Annotated in this window: 22 protein-coding genes and 1 pseudogene; 7 read left to right on the top strand and 16 right to left on the bottom strand. The window is 65.8% G+C overall.

Features of this window, described 5'->3' with window-relative positions:
- Window positions 1-25: 25 nt before the first annotated feature.
- The 3 genes from dhaL (at window position 26) to PVW46_RS17255 (ending at window position 4,528) form a co-directional block, all read left to right on the top strand.
- Window positions 26-1,762, top strand: a complete 1,737-nt coding sequence (gene dhaL, locus PVW46_RS17265) for a dihydroxyacetone kinase subunit DhaL (protein WP_069210950.1) — start codon at window positions 26-28, stop codon at window positions 1,760-1,762.
- Between the two features lie 77 nt (window positions 1,763-1,839).
- Window positions 1,840-2,814 carry an ABC transporter substrate-binding protein gene (locus PVW46_RS17260; protein WP_069210949.1) on the top strand — a complete coding sequence of 325 codons (975 nt, stop codon included), beginning with the start codon at window positions 1,840-1,842 and terminating at the stop codon, window positions 2,812-2,814.
- A 4-nt stretch (window positions 2,815-2,818) separates the two neighbouring features.
- Window positions 2,819-4,528 (top strand): ABC transporter permease, encoded by a 1,710-nt coding sequence (locus PVW46_RS17255; protein WP_069210948.1) that lies wholly within the window; start codon window positions 2,819-2,821, stop codon window positions 4,526-4,528.
- A 6-nt stretch (window positions 4,529-4,534) separates the two neighbouring features.
- Here the strand turns inward: PVW46_RS17255 and PVW46_RS17250 are convergent, their stop codons facing one another.
- From PVW46_RS17250 to PVW46_RS17225, 7 genes and pseudogenes are all read right to left on the bottom strand, one after another.
- A complete protein-coding gene (locus tag PVW46_RS17250) occupies window positions 4,535-5,053 on the bottom strand; it encodes an HD domain-containing protein (RefSeq protein ID WP_069210947.1) in 519 nt (172 codons plus the stop codon).
- Window positions 5,050-6,081: an ABC transporter ATP-binding protein gene (locus tag PVW46_RS17245; RefSeq protein WP_069210946.1), complete on the bottom strand. Its 1,032-nt coding sequence runs from the start codon at window positions 6,079-6,081 to the stop codon at window positions 5,050-5,052. Before PVW46_RS17245 ends, PVW46_RS17250 begins: the two co-directional genes overlap by 4 nt.
- A gap of 143 nt (window positions 6,082-6,224) precedes the next feature.
- On the bottom strand, window positions 6,225-6,590 hold the full coding sequence (locus PVW46_RS17240; RefSeq protein ID WP_443137050.1) for a M10 family metallopeptidase C-terminal domain-containing protein: 366 nt from the start codon (window positions 6,588-6,590) through the stop codon (window positions 6,225-6,227).
- Window positions 6,591-6,612: 22 nt separating this feature from the next.
- Window positions 6,613-6,936, bottom strand: a pseudogene (locus PVW46_RS28805) (hypothetical protein); the annotation flags it as partial.
- Complete coding sequence (locus PVW46_RS17235) at window positions 6,881-7,318, bottom strand: hypothetical protein (protein WP_139132394.1); 438 nt, start codon at window positions 7,316-7,318, stop codon at window positions 6,881-6,883. The gene PVW46_RS17235 and the pseudogene PVW46_RS28805, both read right to left, overlap by 56 nt.
- Window positions 7,234-7,947, bottom strand: a complete 714-nt coding sequence (locus PVW46_RS17230) for a hypothetical protein (RefSeq protein ID WP_069210943.1) — start codon at window positions 7,945-7,947, stop codon at window positions 7,234-7,236. The genes PVW46_RS17235 and PVW46_RS17230 overlap by 85 nt, the downstream gene beginning before the upstream one ends.
- Window positions 7,948-8,006: 59 nt before the next feature.
- Window positions 8,007-8,969 carry an SPM autocatalytic domain-containing protein gene (locus tag PVW46_RS17225; protein ID WP_069210942.1) on the bottom strand — a complete coding sequence of 321 codons (963 nt, stop codon included), beginning with the start codon at window positions 8,967-8,969 and terminating at the stop codon, window positions 8,007-8,009.
- A gap of 491 nt (window positions 8,970-9,460) precedes the next feature.
- Between PVW46_RS17225 and PVW46_RS17220 the strand changes: the two genes are divergently transcribed.
- From PVW46_RS17220 to PVW46_RS17205, 4 genes are all read left to right on the top strand, one after another.
- Window positions 9,461-10,465, top strand: coding sequence for an AraC family transcriptional regulator (locus PVW46_RS17220; RefSeq protein WP_069210941.1), 1,005 nt, complete (start codon window positions 9,461-9,463; stop codon window positions 10,463-10,465).
- A 105-nt stretch (window positions 10,466-10,570) separates the two neighbouring features.
- Entirely contained in the window at window positions 10,571-11,392 is an 822-nt protein-coding gene (locus PVW46_RS17215) for an NAD(P)H-binding protein (RefSeq protein WP_069210940.1), read from the top strand.
- Window positions 11,393-11,422: 30 nt separating this feature from the next.
- Window positions 11,423-11,854, top strand: a complete 432-nt coding sequence (locus tag PVW46_RS17210; RefSeq protein ID WP_069210939.1) for a DUF4345 domain-containing protein — start codon at window positions 11,423-11,425, stop codon at window positions 11,852-11,854.
- Window positions 11,855-11,920: 66 nt separating this feature from the next.
- Complete coding sequence (locus PVW46_RS17205; RefSeq protein ID WP_069210938.1) at window positions 11,921-12,418, top strand: anthrone oxygenase family protein; 498 nt, start codon at window positions 11,921-11,923, stop codon at window positions 12,416-12,418.
- Here PVW46_RS17205 and PVW46_RS17200 read toward each other — a convergent pair.
- The 9 genes from PVW46_RS17200 to PVW46_RS17160 form a co-directional block, all read right to left on the bottom strand.
- Entirely contained in the window at window positions 12,415-13,059 is a 645-nt protein-coding gene (locus PVW46_RS17200) for a class I SAM-dependent methyltransferase (RefSeq protein ID WP_069210937.1), read from the bottom strand. The two genes, PVW46_RS17205 and PVW46_RS17200, sit on opposite strands and share 4 nt — an antisense overlap.
- A 4-nt stretch (window positions 13,060-13,063) precedes the next feature.
- Window positions 13,064-14,284 carry a BtaA family protein gene (locus PVW46_RS17195; RefSeq protein WP_139132396.1) on the bottom strand — a complete coding sequence of 407 codons (1,221 nt, stop codon included), beginning with the start codon at window positions 14,282-14,284 and terminating at the stop codon, window positions 13,064-13,066.
- Window positions 14,284-15,096 carry a UDP-2,3-diacylglucosamine diphosphatase gene (locus PVW46_RS17190; RefSeq protein ID WP_069210935.1) on the bottom strand — a complete coding sequence of 271 codons (813 nt, stop codon included), beginning with the start codon at window positions 15,094-15,096 and terminating at the stop codon, window positions 14,284-14,286. Before PVW46_RS17190 ends, PVW46_RS17195 begins: the two co-directional genes overlap by 1 nt.
- A gap of 205 nt (window positions 15,097-15,301) precedes the next feature.
- The gene (locus tag PVW46_RS17185; RefSeq protein ID WP_069210934.1) at window positions 15,302-16,822 is read right to left on the bottom strand and encodes an AMP-binding protein; all 1,521 of its coding nucleotides are present in this window, start codon (window positions 16,820-16,822) and stop codon (window positions 15,302-15,304) included.
- 74 nt (window positions 16,823-16,896) lie between these two features.
- On the bottom strand, window positions 16,897-17,139 hold the full coding sequence (locus PVW46_RS17180) for a MoaD/ThiS family protein (RefSeq protein ID WP_069210933.1): 243 nt from the start codon (window positions 17,137-17,139) through the stop codon (window positions 16,897-16,899).
- On the bottom strand, window positions 17,139-19,382 hold the full coding sequence (locus PVW46_RS17175; protein WP_069210932.1) for a xanthine dehydrogenase family protein molybdopterin-binding subunit: 2,244 nt from the start codon (window positions 19,380-19,382) through the stop codon (window positions 17,139-17,141). Before PVW46_RS17175 ends, PVW46_RS17180 begins: the two co-directional genes overlap by 1 nt.
- Window positions 19,382-19,864, bottom strand: coding sequence for a (2Fe-2S)-binding protein (locus PVW46_RS17170; protein ID WP_069210931.1), 483 nt, complete (start codon window positions 19,862-19,864; stop codon window positions 19,382-19,384). Before PVW46_RS17170 ends, PVW46_RS17175 begins: the two co-directional genes overlap by 1 nt.
- Entirely contained in the window at window positions 19,861-20,727 is an 867-nt protein-coding gene (locus PVW46_RS17165; RefSeq protein ID WP_069210930.1) for an FAD binding domain-containing protein, read from the bottom strand. Before PVW46_RS17165 ends, PVW46_RS17170 begins: the two co-directional genes overlap by 4 nt.
- Before the next feature lie 262 nt (window positions 20,728-20,989).
- A partial coding sequence (locus PVW46_RS17160) for a TetR/AcrR family transcriptional regulator (RefSeq protein WP_274576828.1) occupies window positions 20,990-21,479 on the bottom strand: 490 nt, incomplete at its 5' end.

Genomic DNA, 21,479 nt, shown 5'->3' with positions numbered 1-21,479 from the left:
CCTGCGCCGAAAGGGAGGCCGCATCATGTCGCAGAAGCACCGCAAGCTGATCAACGATCCCGACACCCTTATCGAGGACCTGGTGGCCGGCATGGTTTCAGCCCATCCCGACCTGATCTGCGTCGAGGGCGACACCGGCCGGGCCATCGTCGCGTTGAACGGCCCGCGCGACGGCAAGGTCGGCATCGTCATTGGCGGCGGCTCGGGTCACGAACCCGCCTTTGCGGGCTATGTCGGCAAGGGGCTGGCCGATGCGGCGCCGCTTGGGAACATCTTTGCCTCGCCCTCGCCCGCGCAGATCATGGACGCGGGATTTGCCGCCGACGGCGGCGCGGGGGTGCTGTTTCTCTACGGCAATTACACCGGGGACGTGATGAATTTCGGCATGGCCGAAGAGGGGCTGGCCGAACAGGGGATCACCGCGCGCTCTTTCCTCGTGACCGATGACATCGCCTCGGCCCCGCCCGAACGGGCCAGCGAGCGGCGCGGGATCGCCGGGGATTTCTTTGTCTTCAAGGTGGCGGGGGCGGCCGCGGATCTGGGCCTGAGCCTCGACGAGGTCGAACAGGCCGCCGCACGCGCGAACGCGGCAACCCGAACGATGGGCGTGGCGCTCTCTGCCTGCATCCTGCCCCAGACCGGGCGTCCGAATTTCGACCTGCCCGTGGGCGAGATGGAAATCGGCATGGGCATCCACGGCGAGCCCGGCATCGAACGCGGCCCTGCCGAGGGCGCAGACGCGGTCGTGGACCGCCTGCTGCCGCCGATCCTCGAGGAACTGGCCTGCACGGCGGGCGACCGGGTGGCCGTTCTGGTCAACGGGTTGGGCTCGACCAGCCTGCTGGAGCTTTACCTGCTGCACCGGCGTGTCGCGCAATTGCTGGAAGACCGGCGGATCACGATCCACCACAGCTGGGTCGGCGAATACTGCACCTCGCTGGACATGGAGGGCGCCTCGATCACCCTGATGAAGCTGGATGCGGACCTGCAGGCATGGCTGGACCATCCCTGCGAGACGCCCGCGCTGCGCGTCGGCAAACCCGATGTCACCCGCACCGCCCGCCCGCGCAGACATAGGGACAGGGTTGCCCCAGTGGCGCACTCTGGCGACCGCACAGACCTGCGCACCGATGGCGAAGTCACCCCGGCAGAGTTTCGCACCATGATGCAGGCCGGGGCCGAGGCGATCTTTGGCGCGGTGGACAGGCTTTGCGCGCTCGACGGCGAAATCGGCGATGGCGACCACGGTGTGACAATGGAAATCGGCTGGAAGGCCGTGATGACCGCGATGGACGCGGCAGACCGGGACATGACGATCACCGATCTCTGCAGGGTGATCGCCGACAGCTTTCTCTCGGCCGTCGGCGCCTCTGCCGGGCCGCTCTATGCCTCGGGGTTCGGCGCGGCCGGGCGGGCCGTGTCCGACCGTTGGGCCCTGGACACCCGCGCGCTGGCCGCCTGGCTGGATGGCATGGCGCAGGGCATCGCGGGACGCGGCGGCGCAAGGCCCGGCGACAAGACCATGCTGGACGCCTGGATGCCCGCCGCTGAGGCCGCTGGCGTCGCGGCCAGCGAGGGCGCCACGCTGCAGGACGCGCTGATCCGCGCGCGCGACGCCGCCCGGCATGGCGCCAATGCCACCGCACAGATGCAAAGCGGCAAGGGCCGGTCGCAGAAACTGGGCCAGCGGTCCATCGGTCACGTGGACCCCGGGGCGGCCTCCGCAGCCCTTTTGCTGGCCGCCTGGTCGGATGCGCTGTAGCACCGATCCGACCGTTGAAAGACTGTCACATTGCTCTGATAGCCCGTCGCCGATGTAACCAAATCATGGAGACCCTCATGCGTTTCGCCCTTTCCGCGCTTGCTGTCGCGCTGCTTTCGACTTCGGCGATGGCCGAGGTGTCGGGCAAGCTGGTGCTGTATACCTCTCAGCCCAATGCCGATGCCCAGCAAACGGTCGACGCCTTCCAGGCCAAGTACCCGGAGGTCGAGGTCGAATGGATCCGCGACGGCACCACCAAGGTCATGGCCAAGCTGCGCGCCGAATTCGCCGCTGGCGCCCCGCAACCCGACGTGCTGCTGATCGCCGACATGGTCACGATGGAAGGGCTGGAGGCCGAAGGTCGCCTGATGGCTTACCCCGAGGCCGACACCAGCGCCTATGACCCATCCCTGATGGATGCCGAAGGGCACTATTTCTCGACCAAGCTGATCACCACCGGCATCGTCTACAACACCGGCGCCGAGATGGTCCCGACCTCCTATGCCGACCTGCTGAAAGAGGCGGCCAAGGACAAGCTGGCGATGCCCTCGCCGCTGACCTCGGGCGCGGCGACCATCCACATGGCCGCCATCACCGCGCATCCCGATCTGGGCTGGGATTTCTACGAGGGCCTGGCCGCGCAGGGCGCCATCCCCGAAGGTGGCAACGGTGGCACCTACAAGGCCGTCGCGGGCGGCGAGAAACTCTATGGGTTCGTGGTCGACTTCCTGCCGATCCGGAACAAGCTGGACGGCGCCCCGGTCGAGTTCGTCTTTCCCGAGGAAGGTGTCTCTGCCGTGACAGAGCCGGTCGCCATCCTGTCGACCGCGCAGAACCCGGACGCCGCCAAGGCCTTTGTCGACTTCCTGATCTCGGAAGAGGGCCAGCAACTGGCCGCCGACATGGGATACCTGCCCGCGCATCCCGCCATCACCCCGCCCGAGGGGTTCCCGGCACTGAACGACATCAAGCTGCTGGATTTCGACCCGGCCAAGGCGCTGGCGGACGACCAGGCCAACAAGATGAAGTTCACCGAGATCTTCGGCGGCTGACCTCTTGCGGCTGTTGAACTTCCTGCGCAGCGGCGAGGGCCTGACCCTTGCCGCTGTCATCTTTTTCGCGCTGGCCCTGCTGGTCTTTCCGCTGGGCCTGCTGGCGCGTGTCGGCGTGACACAGGACGACGTCTTTTCGCTGGCGCCGCTGTCGGATGCGCTGTCCTCGCGCTCGGTCTGGCGCGCCTTCACGCATTCGCTGGAAAGCGCCTTTTTCTCCTCGCTTATCTCGCTGGTCGCGGGCACGGGGATCGCGCTGGCCATCGGGTTGACCGACATTCGCTGGAAGGGTGTCTTCACCTTCCTTCTGCTGATCCCGATGATGATCCCGCCGCATGTGACGGCGATTGCCTGGATCCAGGCGATGGGGCCATCCTCTCCGATCCTGCGCAGTCTGGGGATCGCCCCGGAACTGGGCACCACGCACCCCCTGTACTCTCCCGGCGGGCTGATCTTTCTGCTGGGCGTCCAGCACACGCCGCTGGTCTTTCTTGTTGTGCTTGCCGCTCTCCGCGCCCTGCCACGCGAAATGAGCGATGCCGCGCGGATCGCCGGGGCCGGCGGCGGCAGGTTGCTCCGGCGCATCATCCTGCCACTGCTGGCACCGACGCTGATCGCCGGCTACGCGCTGGCCTTCGTCTCGGCCTTGGGGAATTTCGGGATCCAGGCGCTGCTGGGCATCCCCGCGCGCTACATCACCCTGCCCGTGCTGATCTGGCAGCGGCTGGCCAGCTTCGGCCCCTCTGTGCTGACCGACGTGGCGGTGATCGCCTCGATCCTGGCGCTCTTGGCGGTGGCGGTGATCCTGATGCAGATGCTGTTGCTGAGGAATGCCCGCAGCACGCTGATCGGCCCCCCGCAGCCGCCCCTGCACATCCGCCTGGGGCGAATGCGCGGCTGGACCGAGACCGCGCTGGCTCTGCTGGTGCTGGGCACGCTGGTCCTGCCCATCGCGGCGCTGGTGGCGACGGCGCTGGTGCGCACCTATGGGTTGCCGCTGAACACGGACACGATCACGCTGGACAATTTTGCCGAGATCCTGTTCCGGCAATCTGTCACCGCGCGCGCCTTTCTGAACTCTTCCCTGACCGCCGCCACGGCTGCGGGGATCATCGCCCTGGGCAGCATCCTTGTCGCGCATTTCATGTCCTCGCCCCGGCGCACCGTGCGCAGCACCGGCCTGGGCATCGCGACGCTGAGCGAGATGACCTATGCCATTCCGGGCCTCGTGATCTCGATCGCCTTCATCCTCGCCTTTCTCAAACCCCTGCCGCTGTTCAACGTCTCGCTCTACAACACGCTGGGGATCATCCTGATCGCCTATCTCTGCGCCTTCTTCTCCATCGCGCTGAAACCCGTCAGCGCCGCCTTCGTACAGCTGGACCCGGCTTTGGACGAGGCCGCCCGGATCTCGGGCGCGTGCTACGGGCTCCGGATGCGGCGGATCTTCCTGCCGCTGATCGCCCCGGCGGCGGCGTCGGGCGCGATCCTCGTGTTCCTGACCGCCTACAACGAGGTCACCGTGTCCGCCCTGCTGTGGTCCAGCGGGAACGAGACCATCGGAACGACGATCTACAACTACGAAGATGGCGGCTACACCACCCTTGCCGCCGCGATGGCCAGCGTGACGGTGGTGGCCACGATCCTGCTGATGGCCGCGCTGGACCGGCTGGGGCGACAGGCGCCGCGCGGCGTGGTGCCCTGGCGGATGTGACCCGCCTCAGGACAAGAGCGGCGCAAACTCGGCGTCGATCCGTTCGAACAAGGGCAGGTAGTTTGCCGTCGTCTCCAAGAGCGCGGGGTTGCCCGCGTGCCTTTGGCGTATGTCCGCGATCCGCTCGGACAGGGTCAGGGCCTCTCCGTTCGGGCCAGAGCGATTGTCGCAAAAGGTCAGCGCCCGGCTGAGGCGGGTATCCATCATCCGGCAGGCCGGCCCGTAGTGCCCGGCAAGGTCAGGGCGTGTCCGCAGGCGGAGACCACGGGCGCCGGAGTGATGCTGCACCGCGTCCACAACCTCGGCATCGCAACCGTCGGCCCGGGCCAGGATGGCCCCGTCTACCGGGTGAAAGCCCGTTTCGGCAAAAGCCCTGGCATAGCCGATGTCGTGATAGGCCGCCGCAATGACCAGCCGCCCGCCGAAATCCTGCCGCGCCTCGACCACCTGCGCCACGCGCATGACTTGACGGATATGGGCAAGCCGGGGCGCATCGGGCGGAAACCAGTCTTCGGGCGCCTTCATCCCGGCAAGACCCAGGCCCGCTTGATCCGCAGGGCCAACCTGTCCCCAACCCGCATCGGCGCGTCATGGGCCACTGTCAGACTGCCACCGGCATCCAGGTCAAGAACTGCCTCCCAGATCCCGCCGCGATAGAGGACACTGCGCACCGTGCCGGTCAATTGCCCTTCATCGCCGACCACAATGGCCTCCGGGCGCACCAGCGCCTGCGCCGGTCCCTCCGGCTGTCCGGGTGCGGTGGTGACGTCAAATCGGCAGCCCGCAAGCTCGGCCATACCGTCGCGATAGAAAACCTCCACGACGCTGCCATGACCGATGAATTCCGCCACCTCGACGGATCCGGGCCGTTCGTAAATCTCCTGTGGTGTTCCCACCTGTAGAAACCGACCGCCTTTCATCACCGCCATGCGGTCTGCCAGGGCCATCGCTTCGCGCTGGTCATGGGTGATATACAACGTGGTCGCCCCGGACGAGCGGTGAAAATGCAGCAGTTCCCGCTCCATCGTCCCGCGCAGGTGCGGATCGAGATTGGCCAGCGGTTCGTCCATGAGGATCGTCCGCGCCCCGCCTGCCAGGCAGCGCGCAAGGGCCACTCGCTGACGCTGGCCGCCGGACAGCGCCTCGGGTTTGCGCCCCGCCATGTCCTGCAAGGAGACGGTTTCAAGATGCCCCTCGACAGAGCGCGCCGCCTGCTTGCGCGACATGCCGCCAGCTTCCAGCGGAAAGGCCACGTTGTCCCGTACTGTCATGTGCGGCCAGAGCGCGTAGGACTGAAAGACGAACCCCGTGCCGCGCTGTTCCGGCGGGACCATCGTGCCCTGACCTGCCACTCTGTCGCCGTGCAGCAGGATCTCTCCGCGATCCGGGGTTTCAAGCCCCGCGATCAGGCGCAACAGCGTGCTCTTGCCGCAGCCGGATTCCCCAACGATGACAAAGAGCTCACGGTCGGCCACCGTGAATGAAACCTCGGCGACGGCCGGTTTCCCGGCATAGTCCTTGCCGATACCACTGACCTCGATGCCCGTCGTCATTCGCCTGCACCTCGCTGCGTCGGGAACCCGGTCTTGCCGGGATGTCCCGCCCCTGTCGGCGGACACCGGCGCCCGCTTTGCAGGTCGATCCTTACGACCGGGACGGGCGGAACCGCAACCCGGTGCCCGGGTCCAGCGCCAGCCTAGAGGACAAAATCCCCGGCCGTCAGCCCGGTTACGGCGGCCACCCGGATCTCTTCGTCTATGGTGCCATCGCCATCGCGGTCCAACTGCACGATAGTCGAGCCGCTGGGCGTTTCGAACAGGCGCAGTTCAGGGCCCCGCGCCGCGGAAAACGAGCTGGTTCCGCAGAACGTGAAACTCGACGGCACCAGTGCCGCTAGGTTGATCACGTCAAGTCCCTGTTCAAAGTCCAGGATCTGCTCGCGTTGCGCACCGATGCCGGTTTCGGCCACCGAGGCGAAGGCAAAGGTATCGGCATCCGCGCCACCCGTCAGGTGATCTGCCCCGGGTCCGCCGGTCCTGCCTCGCGTCGCCGCGCAGCACATCGGCTCCGGCATCGCCACGCAACGCGTCATCCCCCGCACCGCCCAGCAGCGTGTCATCGCCGCCGCGGCCGATCAGGGCATCATTTCCCCCAAGCCCCTGCAGCAGGTTGTCCCCTTCATCCCCCCGCAACACGTCACCAAAGGCACAGCCAAAGAGGTTTTCGATCGACAGGTTGCTGTCGTCGCGCGCCTCGCCGGTGTTGTGCGTGGAATTGGCCAGATCCGCGATCAACCCGTCCGGCGCGTCGGCATAGACCGCCGTGTCGCGGCCCCGCTCTCCGTACAGGGCGTCATAGGGCGCCACCGCCCGGTCCGCCGTCCAGCAGGTCGTTGACGCCAGAGGCATAAAGCTCGTCGTCTCCCTCCAATCCACTCAGGATGCGGGTCAGACCTGCAAAGCCCTGCAGGTAATCCAGCCCCGGCGTGCCCTGGATGGCGAACGGTCCCAGCGGCGACAGGTGGCTGCCATTCGCGACCTCCGCCCGCTCTACGACCGACCCGGCCATGTCGAACTGGCCGCTCAGGGTCAATGTCTCGCCACCCACATGCACGTAGAGGCTGTAGCCGTCGAGGTTGAAACTCAGATCCCCCGGCGCGATGCCCGGACCAAAGCGGATCGCGTCCGTGCCGCCGGTCTCGTCGATCAGGTCGGCCCCGTCCCCAGGGTTCCAGATGTAAGTGTCGTTGTCCTCGCCTCGGTACAGCTCATCGTTGCCGCCCTCGCCCATAAGGGTATCGTCCCCCTCTTTGCGCTGACAGCACTGGCCAGCCAGTCGGCCTGTTCGGGGACAAGTTCGTCTCCGGGACCGGCAAATGCGATGATGCGCGCCACTTCCATCCAGAAGCCATTGGGATCGGCAAGCGTGGCGGCAATGTCGGCCAATTCCGAAACCATCGCCTGATCTATGCCTTGGCGGGTCAGAGTGGCTGTGCGGAACTCATAGAGGCCCGCCGAGGCTCCGAACAGGAACTGGCCGCCGACCTGCAGGATCAGCTGCACCTTCACAAGGTTCAGAAACTGTTCATAGGCTGCCTCGACCGCATCGGCCTGCCAATAGCCTTCGGGGTCGCGGACCTCCAACCCGGCGGTCACGCCAAAGAAGTTACCGCTGAGCATTTCCATCGTTTCCAGAACACGCGCGTCGATGTGCGGCCCGCGCGACCCGGCTGCCACGTCCTGCACCCCGGCCCAGCGCTGGACGATCTCTTCGGCCAGCGCACCAAGGGCCGCAGGGTCTCCGAGCACCTCCCAGGACCAGTTCACCTTGAACGCGGCCACCAGATCCAGCAACGCCTCGTCCAGGCTCATCGCGACATGCAGGTCTGACAGGTCGCCAAATCCGCGCAAGATCGGCAAGGCCAGGACGCGTGCGTCAAGCAGGTAGTCACAGCGATTGATCGTATCCAGATCGTCGTTCAGGAACCAAAGGTCGGTGATCGTGCCGGCAAACCCGTCATGACCACGGAAATCGCCAAAATGTCGTAGTCGTCCAGCGTATGCAATTCGTCGGCGTCGCTGACGCCGTCGCCATTCTCGTCGATCCACAGCTGCAATTCGGAAAAGGCGGCGTCGCGGGCATTGACCCGGCCATCTCCGTTGCTGTCCAGCGCCGCGAGGTTGTCAAAGCCCGTTTCATACACCTCCGTGACGCAGAACATCTCTGTCTCGTCGTCGATGATGCCGTTGCCGTTCACGTCCCGAACCAGAAAGGCGTCATCCCCGCCGGTGCCTGTGTTGTTTGTCTGACCCTCGGGCAGAATCCAGGCCGTACGCTCGGCGAAACCGTCGCTGTCGAGGTCGAGATAAACATTGGACCCGGTCGCCGCCGTAAGACCAAGCGCTGTGACCACGATTCCGTCACCGTCAAGGTCCAGTATCAGCGGACAGGTCTGCAGCGGGGCCCCGTTGGTCGATCCCGCCGGCCCCAGGATAGCCGCCGGAGGAGAGCTGAGCGGCGTCCGGGCGGACGGGTTGTCAGGATCGGCCGGTCCGGTGAGATCCTCGGGCACGGCGGGCGGGGCATGGGGGTCGGCGAAGTCCTCGATCGGAACCGGAGGCTGCCCCGGAAGCTCCAGCAGGATGCCACCGTCGGGTCCGCGTGAAAGATGTTCCGGGTATTGGTCGATCAACGCGTCCAGAAGGACCTGCCGCTCGTTGAAGAATTCGAACATCCTTTCGGCAAGCTCAGTCAGAGAGCCGGTCATCCAGGGCGTAAACTGCTCGATGATCTTGAACAGGATCACCGCTTCTTTCTGAGCCGCGTTCAGCTGCGAATTGTCCGCGATCACACGCACGTCATTGACGAAATCGACGACCTCCAGCGTCTTGGAAAAGGCTTCGCCTGCCGCCTCGAACAGATCGCTCTCTCCGATGGGCAATTTTTCGTCGATGATTTCGGCGATTTATTCGAGCGGCTCACCGAAGGTATCGCCAAGGATGTCGGACAGTTCCGATTTTGCCGCGTCCGTCATGAAGGCTCCGATGGCGTCGTCGACCACGTTCCCGGCCCAGATCTTGATTCACGTTTCGACAATGACTTCAAGAATGCCGTCGCTCATGATTCACCCCGGAAACTCAAATCCAACACGCCGATAATGACAGCGCCCTGCAAATCTATCTCCATCTTTTGGTCCCCGCTAAGGGCATGATTTGCCAAGGCCGCTTTTGCGGCCTCCCCGAGCATCTTCGGCCGCTCGGGGCGCGAATTTGAATCGACGCGTGCAGAAAAATCAGGATGAAATGGGTTTTCATGCCTATTTCCAGAATGCCCGGCATGGCGTGGCGCGACTGCACGGGCGGATGCCCCTTGTGCGCCAGAGGGACGGCAAGGATTGGACCGCGATGCCGGACAAGGGGTAATCTGGGCGTCATGGGGTACGTGACATCGCTTTTCCCGCGCAAGGTGATCGCGGCGGTCGGACCAGTGGTCGACGGCCCAAACCTGCTGCGCGGGCTGGGCTTGGACCCCGACGCCCCCTGGGACCCCAAGATCATGGTGCCCGTGACCGTCTATTACGACATGCTGGAACGGATCGCCAAGACGGTCGACCCGACCGACCTGCCTCTGAAGGTCGGCGCCTCCATGCGCTGTGACGAATACGGGGCGCTTGGCCTGGCCTGGAAGGCCGCCCCCGACCTGATGGGATCGCTGGCGCGGATTGAACGCTATGCGCGGGTCTGGACCAGCGTGGTGGAATACGAATTGCGGCCCGACCCGCGTGGCGTCCTGCTGGTCCTGCAACGGGCCGGGGCGCGGCGGCTTGGTCTCAGGCTCTCGAACGAGACGTCGCTGGCCAGCGCGGTGTCGATTGCCCGGCAGGTCAGCCCGGTGCCCTTTGCGCCGCTCGAAGCGCGGTTTCAACATCCACCGCCGCGCACCCTGACCCACCACGAAAACTGGTTCGGTTGCCCGATGCATTTCGACAGTGACCTGGACGCGCTGCTGATTTCCCACGAGGCGGCCAGACAGCCGAACATCCTTGGGGATGAGGGCATCACGCGCTTCTTGATCTCGCATCTGGACGAGGAGCTGTCCGAGATTGCCGGGGAGGATACGCTGGAGACCCGGTCCAAGGCCGCCATCGCCCGTGCACTCAGCGAGGGCCTGCCAAAAATGGCCGATATCGCCCGGGGCCTTGGCCTCAGCGCGCGCAGCTTTCACCGGCGGCTGTCCGAACAGGGGCTGAGCTTTCAGACCCTGACCGACGAGACCCGTCGCGAACTGGCCGAAGGGCTGCTGCGCGACGAAAGGTATTCGCTGGCAGAGGTCGCCTTCCTGACCGGCTTTTCCGAGCAGAGTTCCTTTACCCGCGCGTTCAAACGTTGGGTCGGGCGGACCCCTGCCAGCTACCGCAAGGTGCACGGCACGGGCTGATCCAGCATTGGCAACAACTGTCAAAACGCTGGCGATGGCGGTCAATACCCGGCGCCCGCCACCGGTCTATCCCTCTGTCATCATGTTCAGACAAGGAGACAGACCATGCACCCCATTCTCGTTATCGGCGCCAACGGAAAGACAGGTTCGCGCGTTGCAAGCAAACTGCAGGCGCTTGGCCATGCCGTGCGCCTAGGATCGCGCAATGCCCCGATCCCCTTCGACTGGGAGGCGCCCGAAACCTGGGCAGCGGCCCTGTCCGGTGTCCGCGCCGCCTACATCACCTATTTCCCCGACCTCGCCTTTCCCGGCGCCGTCGAAAAGCTGGACGCGTTGTGCCGCACGGCCCGCGCCGCCGGTGTGGGCCACCTAGTCCTGCTGTCGGGCCGGGGGGAACATCACGCCCGCCTCGGTGAAGAGGTCGTGCGCAATGCCGATCCGGATTTCACCATCGTGCGCGCCGCCTGGTTCGCGCAGAATTTTAGCGAAGGCTACCTGCGCGATCCGGTGCTGGCCGGCGTCCTGCCGATGCCTGGCGGTGACGTCGTGGAACCGATCATCGACGTGGACGACATCGCCGACGTCGTGGTCGCCGCACTGACCGAGGGCGGCCACGAAGGCGAGTTGTATGAGGTGACGGGCCCCCGCCTGATGAGCTTTGCCGAGATGGCCGGGGAATTGTCCACCGCCATCGGCCGCCCGATCCAATACCTGCCGATTTCCTTCGAGGAGTTCCACGCCAACGTGGCCAGCGCCGGGGGCGATTTCGTCGCAGACGTCTTTACCGCCATCGCGCGGGAAACCCTGGACGGACGCAACGCCAACCTCGGGGACGGTGTGCAGCGCGCCCTTGGCCGGGCGCCCCGCGACTTCGCCGACTTTGCGCGCGCGGCGGTCCAGGCCGGAAAATGGCCGCTCGCGGCCTGACCTTCACCCTGTTTCAGGAAAGGACCAGACATGACACTTTCGCTTTTTCAGAAGATCACGCTCGGGCTCGCGGGCATCACGGCACTGGTGATCGGCCTCTGCATCCTTGCCGTTCCGCACCAGTTCTACGCCAGTTACGGCATCAGCCTGGCGGATGACGCCAGCCTGCTGAGCGAGCTCCGAGCACCCGGGGCCGGACTGGCCGTGCTGGGCGGCCTGATGCTGTGGGGAATGGTGAAGCGCACCATGCGCCAGGTCGCGCTGGCAGCGGCGCTGACCGTCTACATCGCCTTTCCCGCGGGCCGGCTGGTCGGGGTGCTTGTCGATGGAATGCCCTCCGGCAGCATCCTGGGCGCGCTGGTCTTCGAGGTCGGGATCGCCGCGCTTTGCCTTCTGGCCTTTCGCCGCGGGTCCCGCCCCCCTGCGCCGCAAGGCAACAGCAGCCACGCCCCCGCGGCCTGACAACCAACGCGCGGGACGGTGCAAGCCGTCCCGCCCCGGCATCCGCCTGACAAAAGGACTCCCGACATGACGACGATCTTTCTTGCGCTCCTGCAGGGCGCCATTCTTGCCTATGCTCTCCTGGCCGGCGTTTTCCTGGCCTTCTCCGATTTCATCATGCGGTCACTTGCGCGGACCAGCGGCAGTGGCGGTGTCGAGGCCATGCAGGTCATCAACCGCGAAGTGTTCCGCTGGGTCTTCATGATCCTCTTCATGGGCATGGCCCCGGTGTCGCTGCTGCTGTCGGGATTTGCCGCGATGAACCTGGAGACCCCTGCCGACAGGCTGATCCTGCTGGCGGGGCTGGTCTACCTCGCCGGGTGTTTCGGTGTCACCGTGATCCGCAATGTGCCGATGAACGAGCGGCTGGCCGCAATGGAACCGGCGACCGCGACGGCGCGGGACTACTGGGCCGGGACCTACCTGCCCCGGTGGACCTTCTGGAACACGGTGCGGACCATCGCCTGCGCGCTGTCCTCTGTCCTGTTGATGACCGCCGTGATCTGGAAGGCCGGGGTGCTCTAACCCTCCGGCCGGCGCGTCATACGACCGTAGACCGCGTAGCCCCGGTACAGGTCTTGCCCGCTCAGGGCTGCCGCGCCCCCTGCCATCTCATACAAAGCCGCGCTCAGCGTATCGCGGGGCGTGACGTGGAACCGGGCCAGCCAGGCGCGCAGGCCACCTTTGAACCACCCCGGCAGGCCCGCCTGGTCGCCGAAATCCACGACATGCAGGGTGCCGCCCGGGGCCAGGTGGCGGATGCCCTCGTCCAGCGCCCCCTGCCAGTCGGGGATCATCGACAGGCTGTAGGAAAACACGATGTGATCGAACTGCGCCTCGCCGAACAGCGCCTCGGGATCGAAGGAACAGGCATCCGCCTGCGCCAGGCGCGCCGCGCCGTCCAGCTTGCGGCGGGCGGAAATCAACATCTGGTCCGAGATATCCAGCCCGAAGAGCAGCGCGCGGGGATGCCGCTTGCGGATCGCAGCCAGGTTGCGCCCGGTGCCACAGGCCACTTCCAACACCCGGTCGCCGGGGTGCACCGCCATGTTTTCGATCAGATGGTCACGCCCCAGCAGGTAGTACTTGCGGGTGATGTCATAAAACAGGCGCTGGTAACGATAGACATCGTCCATCAACCGCCCGTGATCTGCCACATCGCTCATCGGCTCAGCCCTTCCGGCGATAGAGATGGACACCGCCGTAGATCGCCGAGCGGTCCTCGGCAAAGGCGCGTTCGGACGCTGGCGCATCGTAGGCCCACTGATCCAGCAACTCCGCTGGGACGCGTCCGGGCAGGATATCCGGCCCCCCGCCGGTGCGGAACAGGACCCGCGCGCCTGGCATGGCCGTCCGGGTGATCTCGCGCCACAGCGCGGCCAGCTGGTCGTCCGTCATCCAGTCCTGCGCGTCCAGCAGGACATAGACCGATTTCGACGCCGCAGGGGCCTCTGCCAGCACATCGGTGATCGAACGGTTCAGCACCGTCGCGCGGCCGGCCGCGGCGCGCAGCGCCTCGAAATTCTGCTTTTCCAGGTAGGGGGGCACTGGCCCGGTCCCGTCTTCCTTGTAGGCCCGGTTGGCGGCCTGCCAGGCAAAGTAGTTCTCGCCGATCGGGAAGTCGCAGAACAGCTTGCGCGTGCGCTCCTCCAACACCTTGACGATATCGCCATCGGCATCGGCGGCCAGCTTGTCGTATTGCGCCGGGGGAATGCCCAGCCCGAACAGCGAGGCCCGGCGGCGCGCGGCAAACCGAACAAGGCGCGAACGATAGAGCGGCTTGATCTCATCTTCGAAAAAGGCGCGCTGGTCCTCCAGCGTCCGGGCGCCCAGGAGCCGGGTGAAATCCACGCCGCCGATCCGCGCCACGAGGTGCACGGCCCCCAGAAAGGTGCCCAGAACGCCGAAACGGTAAAACCCGCGCGCGAACATGGACTTGCGGCGGCGGAAGCGCTCGCGCCCGTTCCAGAAGGCCCGCGCCTGAGGGTTCAGGTAGGGCAGCACGTAACGGTCCAAAAGTGCCACGTTTTCCGCTTGGTCAGCATGCCCGAACAGCGCGTAGAAACTGGCGTGATCCGGCAGGCGCTGCGCGGCCTCCAGTTTCAGCCGGTTGAGTTCGACGTGCCAGGGCGACAGGTCCACCGCCGTGACCGAGGCAGGCCGCGCGGTCAGGTAGCTCATCATGTTGCAACCGCCCGAGGCGATGCAGACAACGTGATCCTCGCGGCCAAGGCCCAAGGCGGTCATGTCGCAAACCGGGTCTTCCCAGATCTGCGGATAGACCAACCCCCGGAACAGCCGCGCAAAGACCCGGTCGGACAGGGAAGCGAAGGAGAAGGACCTGTTCTGGTAGACCGCTTCGCCGATCAAGTCGCTGGTCGTGTCGCTCATCATGCTTCCTGTCTGCTCTGTTTCTTCTGGCTGCTGCGGGCGCGCCGCTTGGCGCGCTGTTTCAGCATGTGCTGACGGTTGTTCCGGGCTTCCCAGTCGATCAGCCGCATCTCGCCTTCGTGGTTCTCGATGATCGCGGTGCAGCTCTCGACCCAGTCGCCGGTGTTGATGTAGCGGATCTCGCCGATGTCTCGGATCGCCGCGTGGTGGATGTGGCCGCAGATCACCCCGTCAAAGCCCTTTTGGCGGGCGTCCTGGGCCAGCACCTCCTCGAACTTGCAGATGTAGTTGACCGCCTGCTTGACCTGCTGCTTGCTCCATTTCGACAGCGACCAGTAGCGGCGGGACCACAGGCGGCGCACCCGGTTGATCCTGGGGTTCAGCCAGATCAGCAGCGCATAGGCGCGGTCGCCCAGGTGGGCCAGCCAATTGGCGTTCATCACCACCGCGTCGAATTCGTCGCCATGCGTTACAAGGTATCGCTTGCCGTCGGCGGCGCGGAAATCGTCCTGGTTCTTGACCTCGATGCCGCCGAAATGGACGCCGAAGTAATTGCGCATGACCTCGTCATGGTTGCCGGGGATGAAAACGACGCGGGTGCCCTTGTGCGCCTTTTCCAGCACCGCCTGCACCACGTCATTGTGTGCTTCCGGCCAATGCCAGCCGCGCTGCAGCCGCCAGCCGTCAAAGATGTCACCGACGAGGTAAAGCGTTTCGGCCTCGTGCCTGTTCAGGAACTCGACAAGCAGCCCGGCCCGGCAGCCCCGGGTGCCAAGATGCACGTCGGAAATGAAAATCGTTCGGTCGGACACCGCGTTGCCAGCTTGTTGTTCGCGTTTCGACAGCGCCTAGGCCGTCCGTGCTTCACCGACATGACGATTTTGTTTCAATCCTATGAACCCTGTGCGGTCGCGGCGATCTGTCCATCCAATCGCCTGCGGGCTTTGGGCCGGCCTGCCTCCCGCCCCCTTCCCCGTCGTGGCATCGACCCGGGCGGACAGGAAGATTGACCCCATCTCACCCTTCCTTGTTTCCAAGCATTCGCCGTAGCTCGGTCTTGAGAACCTTGCCATAGTTGTTCTTGGGCAGCTCCTCGGCAAAGTGGTAGGTTTTCGGCCGTTTGAACCGCGCGATCCGATCGAGACAGAGCGCGTCCAGCTCCGCCACATCCAGGGCATGTCCAGGTTGACAGACGACAAAGGCCACCACGACCTCTCCCCACTCCGGATCCTGCTGACCTACGACCGCAACCTCGTTGACCAGGGGATGCGACAGCAGCACCTCCTCGACCTCGCGCGGGTAGATGTTCGACCCGCCAGAGATGATCATGTCCTTGGACCTGTCGTGCAGGGTGACGTAACCTTCGCCATCCATGCGCCCCATGTCGCCGGTCCAGAGCCAGCCGTCGCGCAGCGTCTTGGCCGTGGCCTGAGGGTTGCGCCAATAGCCGGGCATGACGGTGGCGCCTCGCACCGCGATTTCCCCTACCTCGCCCACGGGCAATTCCGCGCCCTCGCTGTCGAGGATCGCGACCTCGACGAGGCTTTGCGCCCGCCCGACAGAGTTCAGCCGTTCGCGCCAGTCCGGCGTGTCCCGGTCGGCCACGTCCGCGCGCGGCAGGGCGGTGATCCCCATCGGGCATTCGCCCTGCCCGTAGATCTGCACGAAACGCGGCCCCATTTGCTGGACTGCCTCCAGAATATCCGCCTCGTACATCGGCCCCCCGGCATAGACCACGGTGCGCAACCCCTCGCCTGTCTGGCCTGCCGCCTTGGCCACGTCCACAAGCCGCCGCACCATCGTGGGGGCGGCGAACATGGAAACCGGGCCAATATCCGGTGCGATCCGCAGGATCTCCGCGGCGTCGAACCCGCCGCTGTCCGGCACCACATGGCGCGCCCCACGCAACACATGCATGAAGTTGTACAGCCCCGCGCCGTGGCTCATCGGGGCGGCATAGAGGATCGCGTCCTCCGCATGTACCTCGTCCACATCCGCGAAATAGCTCATCGTCATGGCGGCGATGTTGCCGCAGGAAATCATCACGCCCTTGGGACGACCCGTTGTGCCGGACGTGTAGAACAGCCAGGCCATGTCGCCCTGGGCCAGGGATGCAGGGTCACCAGCGGAGACCCTTTCACGCATCTCGCGAAAGGCGTCTCCCTCGGTCGAGATCAGTGGCCCGGAGGTCAGATCCCCCAGCGCACTGGCGCTTTTATCGTCCGCAAAGACCAGCGCCACCTCCGCATCCTCGATGATCCAAGCCGCCTCGCGCGGGTGCAGCTTGCCGTTGATGGGCACAGCCGCCGCTCCGGCCCACCAGATGCCATAGAGCGCCTCGAGGTACTCGGTCCGGTTTGCCATGAAGAGCGCGACCCGATCCCCCCGGCCAATTCCGCGCGCGGCAAGAGCCGCCCCGATGCCCGCGGCCCGGGCAGCAAAGGCGCCGTAATCCGCGTCGCAGGTCATCCCCTTGAACAGCGCCGGACGGGCAGGCCAGCGGGTTGCCGTGCGGCTCAGCCATTCAGCAGGGTTCATGCCTCGGTCTCCATCATCAAACGAAACGCCCCCGCCGGATCGCTCCGGCGGGGGCAAATTCATGGGACGTTGAATCAGCCGCCCTTGAGCCGCTGCATCAGGACCACCTCGGCCCCCTCGGGCACCTTGGTGTGGCGGTTCGGCGCGATCTCACCGTCGACCACGACCGAAACGCCGGCCTCGATGATCGGGCCAAGTCCTGGATGGGCGGCAACCAGCCCATCCAGCGCTCCGCCGACCGTCTCGGCCTCTACCTCGACCACGCGGGCGCCCTCGGTAAAGCGCGTCAGGCTGGACCAGAGGTTGATGGCAACCATCAGCCCCCCTTTGCCTTGATCGCCGCCAGCACCTTGGGCGGCGACATCGGCAGCTCGCACAGGCGCGCGCCGGTCGCTTCCTGGATCGCGTTGGCGATGGCGGGCAGCGGCGGCGTGATGCCGGTTTCGCCCACGCCACGCACGCCGTAGGGATGGCCCGGGTTAGGCACCTCGACGATGACCGTGTCGATCATCGGCAGGTCCGAGGCCACCGGCACACGGTAGTCCAGGAAGACAGAGTTCTGCAGACGCCCGTCCTCGCCATAGATATAGGCCTCGTTCAGCGCCCAGCCGATGCCCTGCGCGGCCCCGCCCTGGTACTGTCCTTCGACATAGGCGGGGTGGATGGCGCGACCTGCGTCCTGCACCACCAGGTAGCGCAGGATCGTGGTGCGGCCGGTTTCCGGGTCGACCTCGACATCGACGACGTGACAGCCGAAAGAGGCGCCGACCCCGTCAGGAACGGATTCATGGTGGCCCGAGATAGGCCCGCCGGTCGATCCCATCTTGCCGGCGATCTCGGCGATGGTCATGGGCGGGAATTTCCCCGCGTTGTCGCCGGCCGGCTGCGCCGCACCGTCGACCCATTCCACGGCCTCGGGGTCGATGCCCCATTCGTTCGCGGCACGCCTGCACATCTCGGTGATGGCGTGGCCCGCCGCGACCACCGCGGCCTTGCCGCTGGCAAAGGTCGCGCGGCTGCCGTGGGTCGGCTCGTTCACACCCAAAGCACCGGTTTCCACAACGTTGACGCGCACGTCCTCGTAGGGGATGCCCAGCGTTTCCGCCGTCATCAGTGCAATCGAGGCGCGGCTGCCGCCAATGTCCGGCGTGCCGACCGACACCTGCGCGGTCCCGTCCTCGGAAATCGCCAGGCTGACCGAGGTCTCGCCATTGTGGTTGAACCAGTACCCGGCGGCGATGCCGCGCCCCTGGTTCGGTCCCAACGGGATCGACAGGTTCGGGTGCGCCTTGGTCGCCTCCAGCGTCTCGACCAGACCGATGGACCCGTACTTCGGCCCGTAGCTGGCGGTATCACCTTCGCGCACCGCGTTTTTCAGGCGCATGTCCAGAGGATCGACACCCAGTTCGCGGCACATTTCGTCCAGCAGGCTTTCGACCGCGAAGGCCCCCATCGGCGAGCCCGGCGCGCGGTAGGCTGCGCATTTCGGGCGATTGGCCAGCACGTCATAGCCGACGTGTTCGACGTTCTTCAGCTTGTAGGGGGCAAAGCAGCAGTACAACGCCATGTCGACAGGCGAGCCGGGGAAGGCGCCGCCCTGCATCCGGAACTCTGCCCGGGCGCCGGTGATGGTGCCGTCCTTTTTCATGCCGATCTTGACGTCCATCGAGGCCGAGGCGGTCGGCCCCGTGGCGCGCAGCACGTCCGACCGGCTCATGACCAGCTTGACCGGCTTGCCGCCCGCCTTTTTCGACAATGCCAGCGACAGCGGTTCCATGAAGATGGTGGTCTTGCCGCCAAAGCCGCCGCCGATTTCGGACGGGGTCACGCGCAGTTGCGAGGTTTCCAGGCCCAGGACGGCGGTGCACATCTTGCGGATGAACCACTGGCCCTGGGTGCAAACCCACATCTCGCCTTTGCCGTCCGCGCCCAGTTGGCCCATGCAGGCATGCGGTTCGATATAGCCTTGGTGCGTGGCCTCGGTCTTGTAGGTCTTTTCCATGACCAGATCGGCCTCGGCAAAGCCCGCCTCGACGTCGCCGCGACCGAATTCCATGTAACGTACCACGTTGGGCGGCATGCCCTCGGGCACGGTGGCATCGGCGGCGCCTTCGCGGATCACCGGCGCGTCGGGCTTGATCGCGTCGTCCACGTCGATGACATGGGGCAGGACCTCGTACTCGACCTCGATCAGGCGCACGGCCTCTTCGGCCCGCAGCTTGGACGTGGCGGCAACGGCGGCGACGGCATGGCCGTCATAAAGCGCGCGCTCGCCCGCCATCGTGTTTTCCTGCAGGTTCCAGTCCTCTCCGGTCAGTCCGGTGGGGAAATCGGCCCGCGTGATCACCGCCTTGACGCCGGTCAGCGCCTCGGCCTTCGACGTGTCGATCCTGACGATACGCGCATGGGCGTGCGGGCTGCGCAGCACCGCTGCCCACAACATCCCCGGCGCCGAGATGTCGGCGCCGTAACGCGCGCGGCCCGTGACCTTGTCCAGACCGTCCGGGCGATCGGGGCGCGTGCCGACCAGCTTGAATTCCTTGAACTCGTCCTTTGCCATCACGCAGCCTCCTGCCGAAGTTCCGCCGCCGCATCCATGACGGCGCGGATGATCTTGTCATACCCGGTGCAGCGGCAGAGGTTGCCCGCCAGCCAATAACGGACCTCTTCCTCTGTCGGGTTCGGGTTGGTTTCCAGCAACTTCTTGGCCGCGACCAGGATGCCGGGCGTACAGAAGCCGCATTGCAAGGCCGCGTGTTCGATGAACTTACGCTGCAGCGGGTGCAGCTCGGCCCCGTCCGCCATGCCCTCGATCGTCTCGACGCGCTTGCCGTCGGCCTCGACGCCCAAGACGAGGCAGGAACAGACCAGCGTGCCGTCCAGCGTGACCGAACAGGCGCCGCAGTCGCCGGTGCCGCAGCCTTCTTTCGACCCAGTCAGGCCGATGTGATCGCGAAGGCAATCCAGCAGCGTTTCGCGCGGATCGGCCAGGAATTCGACCTCGTCTCCGTTCACGCTCGTGGTGACATGGACCTTGCTCATGCGGTGTCTCCTTTTGCCCGGGCCTTGGCGATCAACGCCGCTCGTTTCGTCAGCACGCCGGCCACTTCCGTCCGGAAGGCGACCGTGCCGCGTTTGTCGTCGATGGGCGAACAGGCCGCGCTGGCCGCCTTGGCCAGCGCTTCCAGCGCGGCCTCGTCCAATGTAGTGCCGATGATGGCCTCTGCCGCCTCGGGCACCAGCTTGACCGTGGGAGCAACAGCGCCCAGCGCCACGCGGGCCTCGGTCACGGTGTCGCCATCCAGCCGCAGGCTGACCGCGCTGCCGACCACGGCGATGTCCATTTCCGTGCGCGGGATGAACCGAAGGTAGGCGTCGCCCGCGTTCTGGCCACGCGGCGGCAGCAGGATCGCCGAGATAAGCTCGCCGGCCTTGAGCGCGGTCTTGCCGGGGCTGACGGGGATCTCTTCAACCGGCACGGTGCGCGTGCCATCCGGCCCGGTGATTTCGACCGAAGCGCCCGCGGCAACCAGCCCCGGCACCGAATCCGCCGCCGGAGAGCCATTGCAGAGGTTCCCTGTCAGCGTCGCGCGGCCCTGGATCTGGGTCGAGCCGACAAGCTCCATCCCCTCGACCACGCCGGGCCAATCCGCACACAGCCCCTCATGCGCGCCCAGCGCAATGCCGGGAACCGCCACGCCGATACGCCAGCCACCGTCGTCCGTGGCCGTGATCTCGGCTACGCCCGCGATCTTCTTGAGGTCGATCAGGTCGTCAGGCTGCACCATGCCGGCCCGCATCTGGACCAGCACGTCAGTGCCCCCGGCCAGGAACCGTGTCAGCCCCTTGGCCTGTGCGGCCAGTTGCGCGGCATCCTCGAATGTCGTTGGTGTGTGATATCGCAAGGTCACCTCCCTTTGTCGGTTGCCGCGGCGCTATGCATGACCGTCGCGGGTATGCCGGGGGTCGCGCCGTTTTCGCGCCCACCGTTCATGGCTGTCAATTACAAGGTCTAAGCACCCATTCGGTTCGCCGCCAGTTGGAATTCACCAAATGGGCGAAGGCCGGGCGGCCCCGGCAATCGTCTCAGCTGCAATGTTATGCAGTCCACGCACCAAAGGGCAAGGCGCCGCAAGCAGGGAAATCCGCCGCGTCACGCCAAAGGCTTCAGCCCGCCCGGCCCAGAACCGTATCCAGGTGGCATTCCGCCAGCCGCCGTGCGGTGCGGGCAAAGCTGGGGTCACCGGAATGCTGGGCTGCAACGATCGCGCCGTCGATCAGGATCGCGATGCTGCGCGTGGTCTCGACAACGTCCGAAACCTTCATCTCCATCATCTGGGCCTTGAGCCAGGTCAGCAGGTGATCCTTGTGCCGTTCCGCCGCCTGGCGCACCGCATCGTTGCCGGTGTCGAATTCGGCCACGGCGTTAATGAAGGGGCAGCCATAGAAACCGGGATCGGCAAACCAGTCCTCCAGCACGTCGAAGACGGCAAGCACACGGTTGCGCGCGGGTCCTTCGACCTGGGACAGCCGCCCGAAGAACCAGTCGCGCCAGGTGTCGCCCTCGGCCTGCAACACCGCCGAGATCAGCTCTTCCTTTGATCGAAAGTGATGATAGAGCGTCGCCTTGGCCGTGCCCGCCCGATCCAGGATCGCG

The sequence above is a fragment of the Mameliella sp. AT18 genome (genome assembly GCF_028807275.1).
Lineage (GTDB): Bacteria > Pseudomonadota > Alphaproteobacteria > Rhodobacterales > Rhodobacteraceae > Antarctobacter > Antarctobacter albus.
This window is presented reverse-complemented; position numbering and strand designations above follow the sequence as displayed.

Coding starts and splice junctions, on each gene's coding strand:
- PVW46_RS17185 (WP_069210934.1), bottom strand. CDS start 16,822: ATGAACCCTGCTGAATGGCTGAGCCGCACGGCAACCCGCTGGCCTGCC.
- PVW46_RS17205 (WP_069210938.1), top strand. CDS start 11,921: ATGACGACGATCTTTCTTGCGCTCCTGCAGGGCGCCATTCTTGCCTAT.
- dhaL (WP_069210950.1), top strand. CDS start 26: ATGTCGCAGAAGCACCGCAAGCTGATCAACGATCCCGACACCCTTATC.
- PVW46_RS17215 (WP_069210940.1), top strand. CDS start 10,571: ATGCACCCCATTCTCGTTATCGGCGCCAACGGAAAGACAGGTTCGCGC.
- PVW46_RS17175 (WP_069210932.1), bottom strand. CDS start 19,382: ATGGCAAAGGACGAGTTCAAGGAATTCAAGCTGGTCGGCACGCGCCCC.
- PVW46_RS17210 (WP_069210939.1), top strand. CDS start 11,423: ATGACACTTTCGCTTTTTCAGAAGATCACGCTCGGGCTCGCGGGCATC.
- PVW46_RS17240 (WP_443137050.1), bottom strand. CDS start 6,590: ATGTGCTGCGCGGCGACGCGAGGCAGGACCGGCGGACCCGGGGCAGAT.
- PVW46_RS17170 (WP_069210931.1), bottom strand. CDS start 19,864: ATGAGCAAGGTCCATGTCACCACGAGCGTGAACGGAGACGAGGTCGAA.
- PVW46_RS17200 (WP_069210937.1), bottom strand. CDS start 13,059: ATGAGCGATGTGGCAGATCACGGGCGGTTGATGGACGATGTCTATCGT.
- PVW46_RS17235 (WP_139132394.1), bottom strand. CDS start 7,318: ATGGGCGAGGGCGGCAACGATGAGCTGTACCGAGGCGAGGACAACGAC.
- PVW46_RS17245 (WP_069210946.1), bottom strand. CDS start 6,081: ATGACGACGGGCATCGAGGTCAGTGGTATCGGCAAGGACTATGCCGGG.
- PVW46_RS17195 (WP_139132396.1), bottom strand. CDS start 14,284: ATGAGCGACACGACCAGCGACTTGATCGGCGAAGCGGTCTACCAGAAC.
- PVW46_RS17180 (WP_069210933.1), bottom strand. CDS start 17,139: ATGGTTGCCATCAACCTCTGGTCCAGCCTGACGCGCTTTACCGAGGGC.
- PVW46_RS17250 (WP_069210947.1), bottom strand. CDS start 5,053: ATGAAGGCGCCCGAAGACTGGTTTCCGCCCGATGCGCCCCGGCTTGCC.
- PVW46_RS17260 (WP_069210949.1), top strand. CDS start 1,840: ATGCGTTTCGCCCTTTCCGCGCTTGCTGTCGCGCTGCTTTCGACTTCG.
- PVW46_RS17220 (WP_069210941.1), top strand. CDS start 9,461: ATGGGGTACGTGACATCGCTTTTCCCGCGCAAGGTGATCGCGGCGGTC.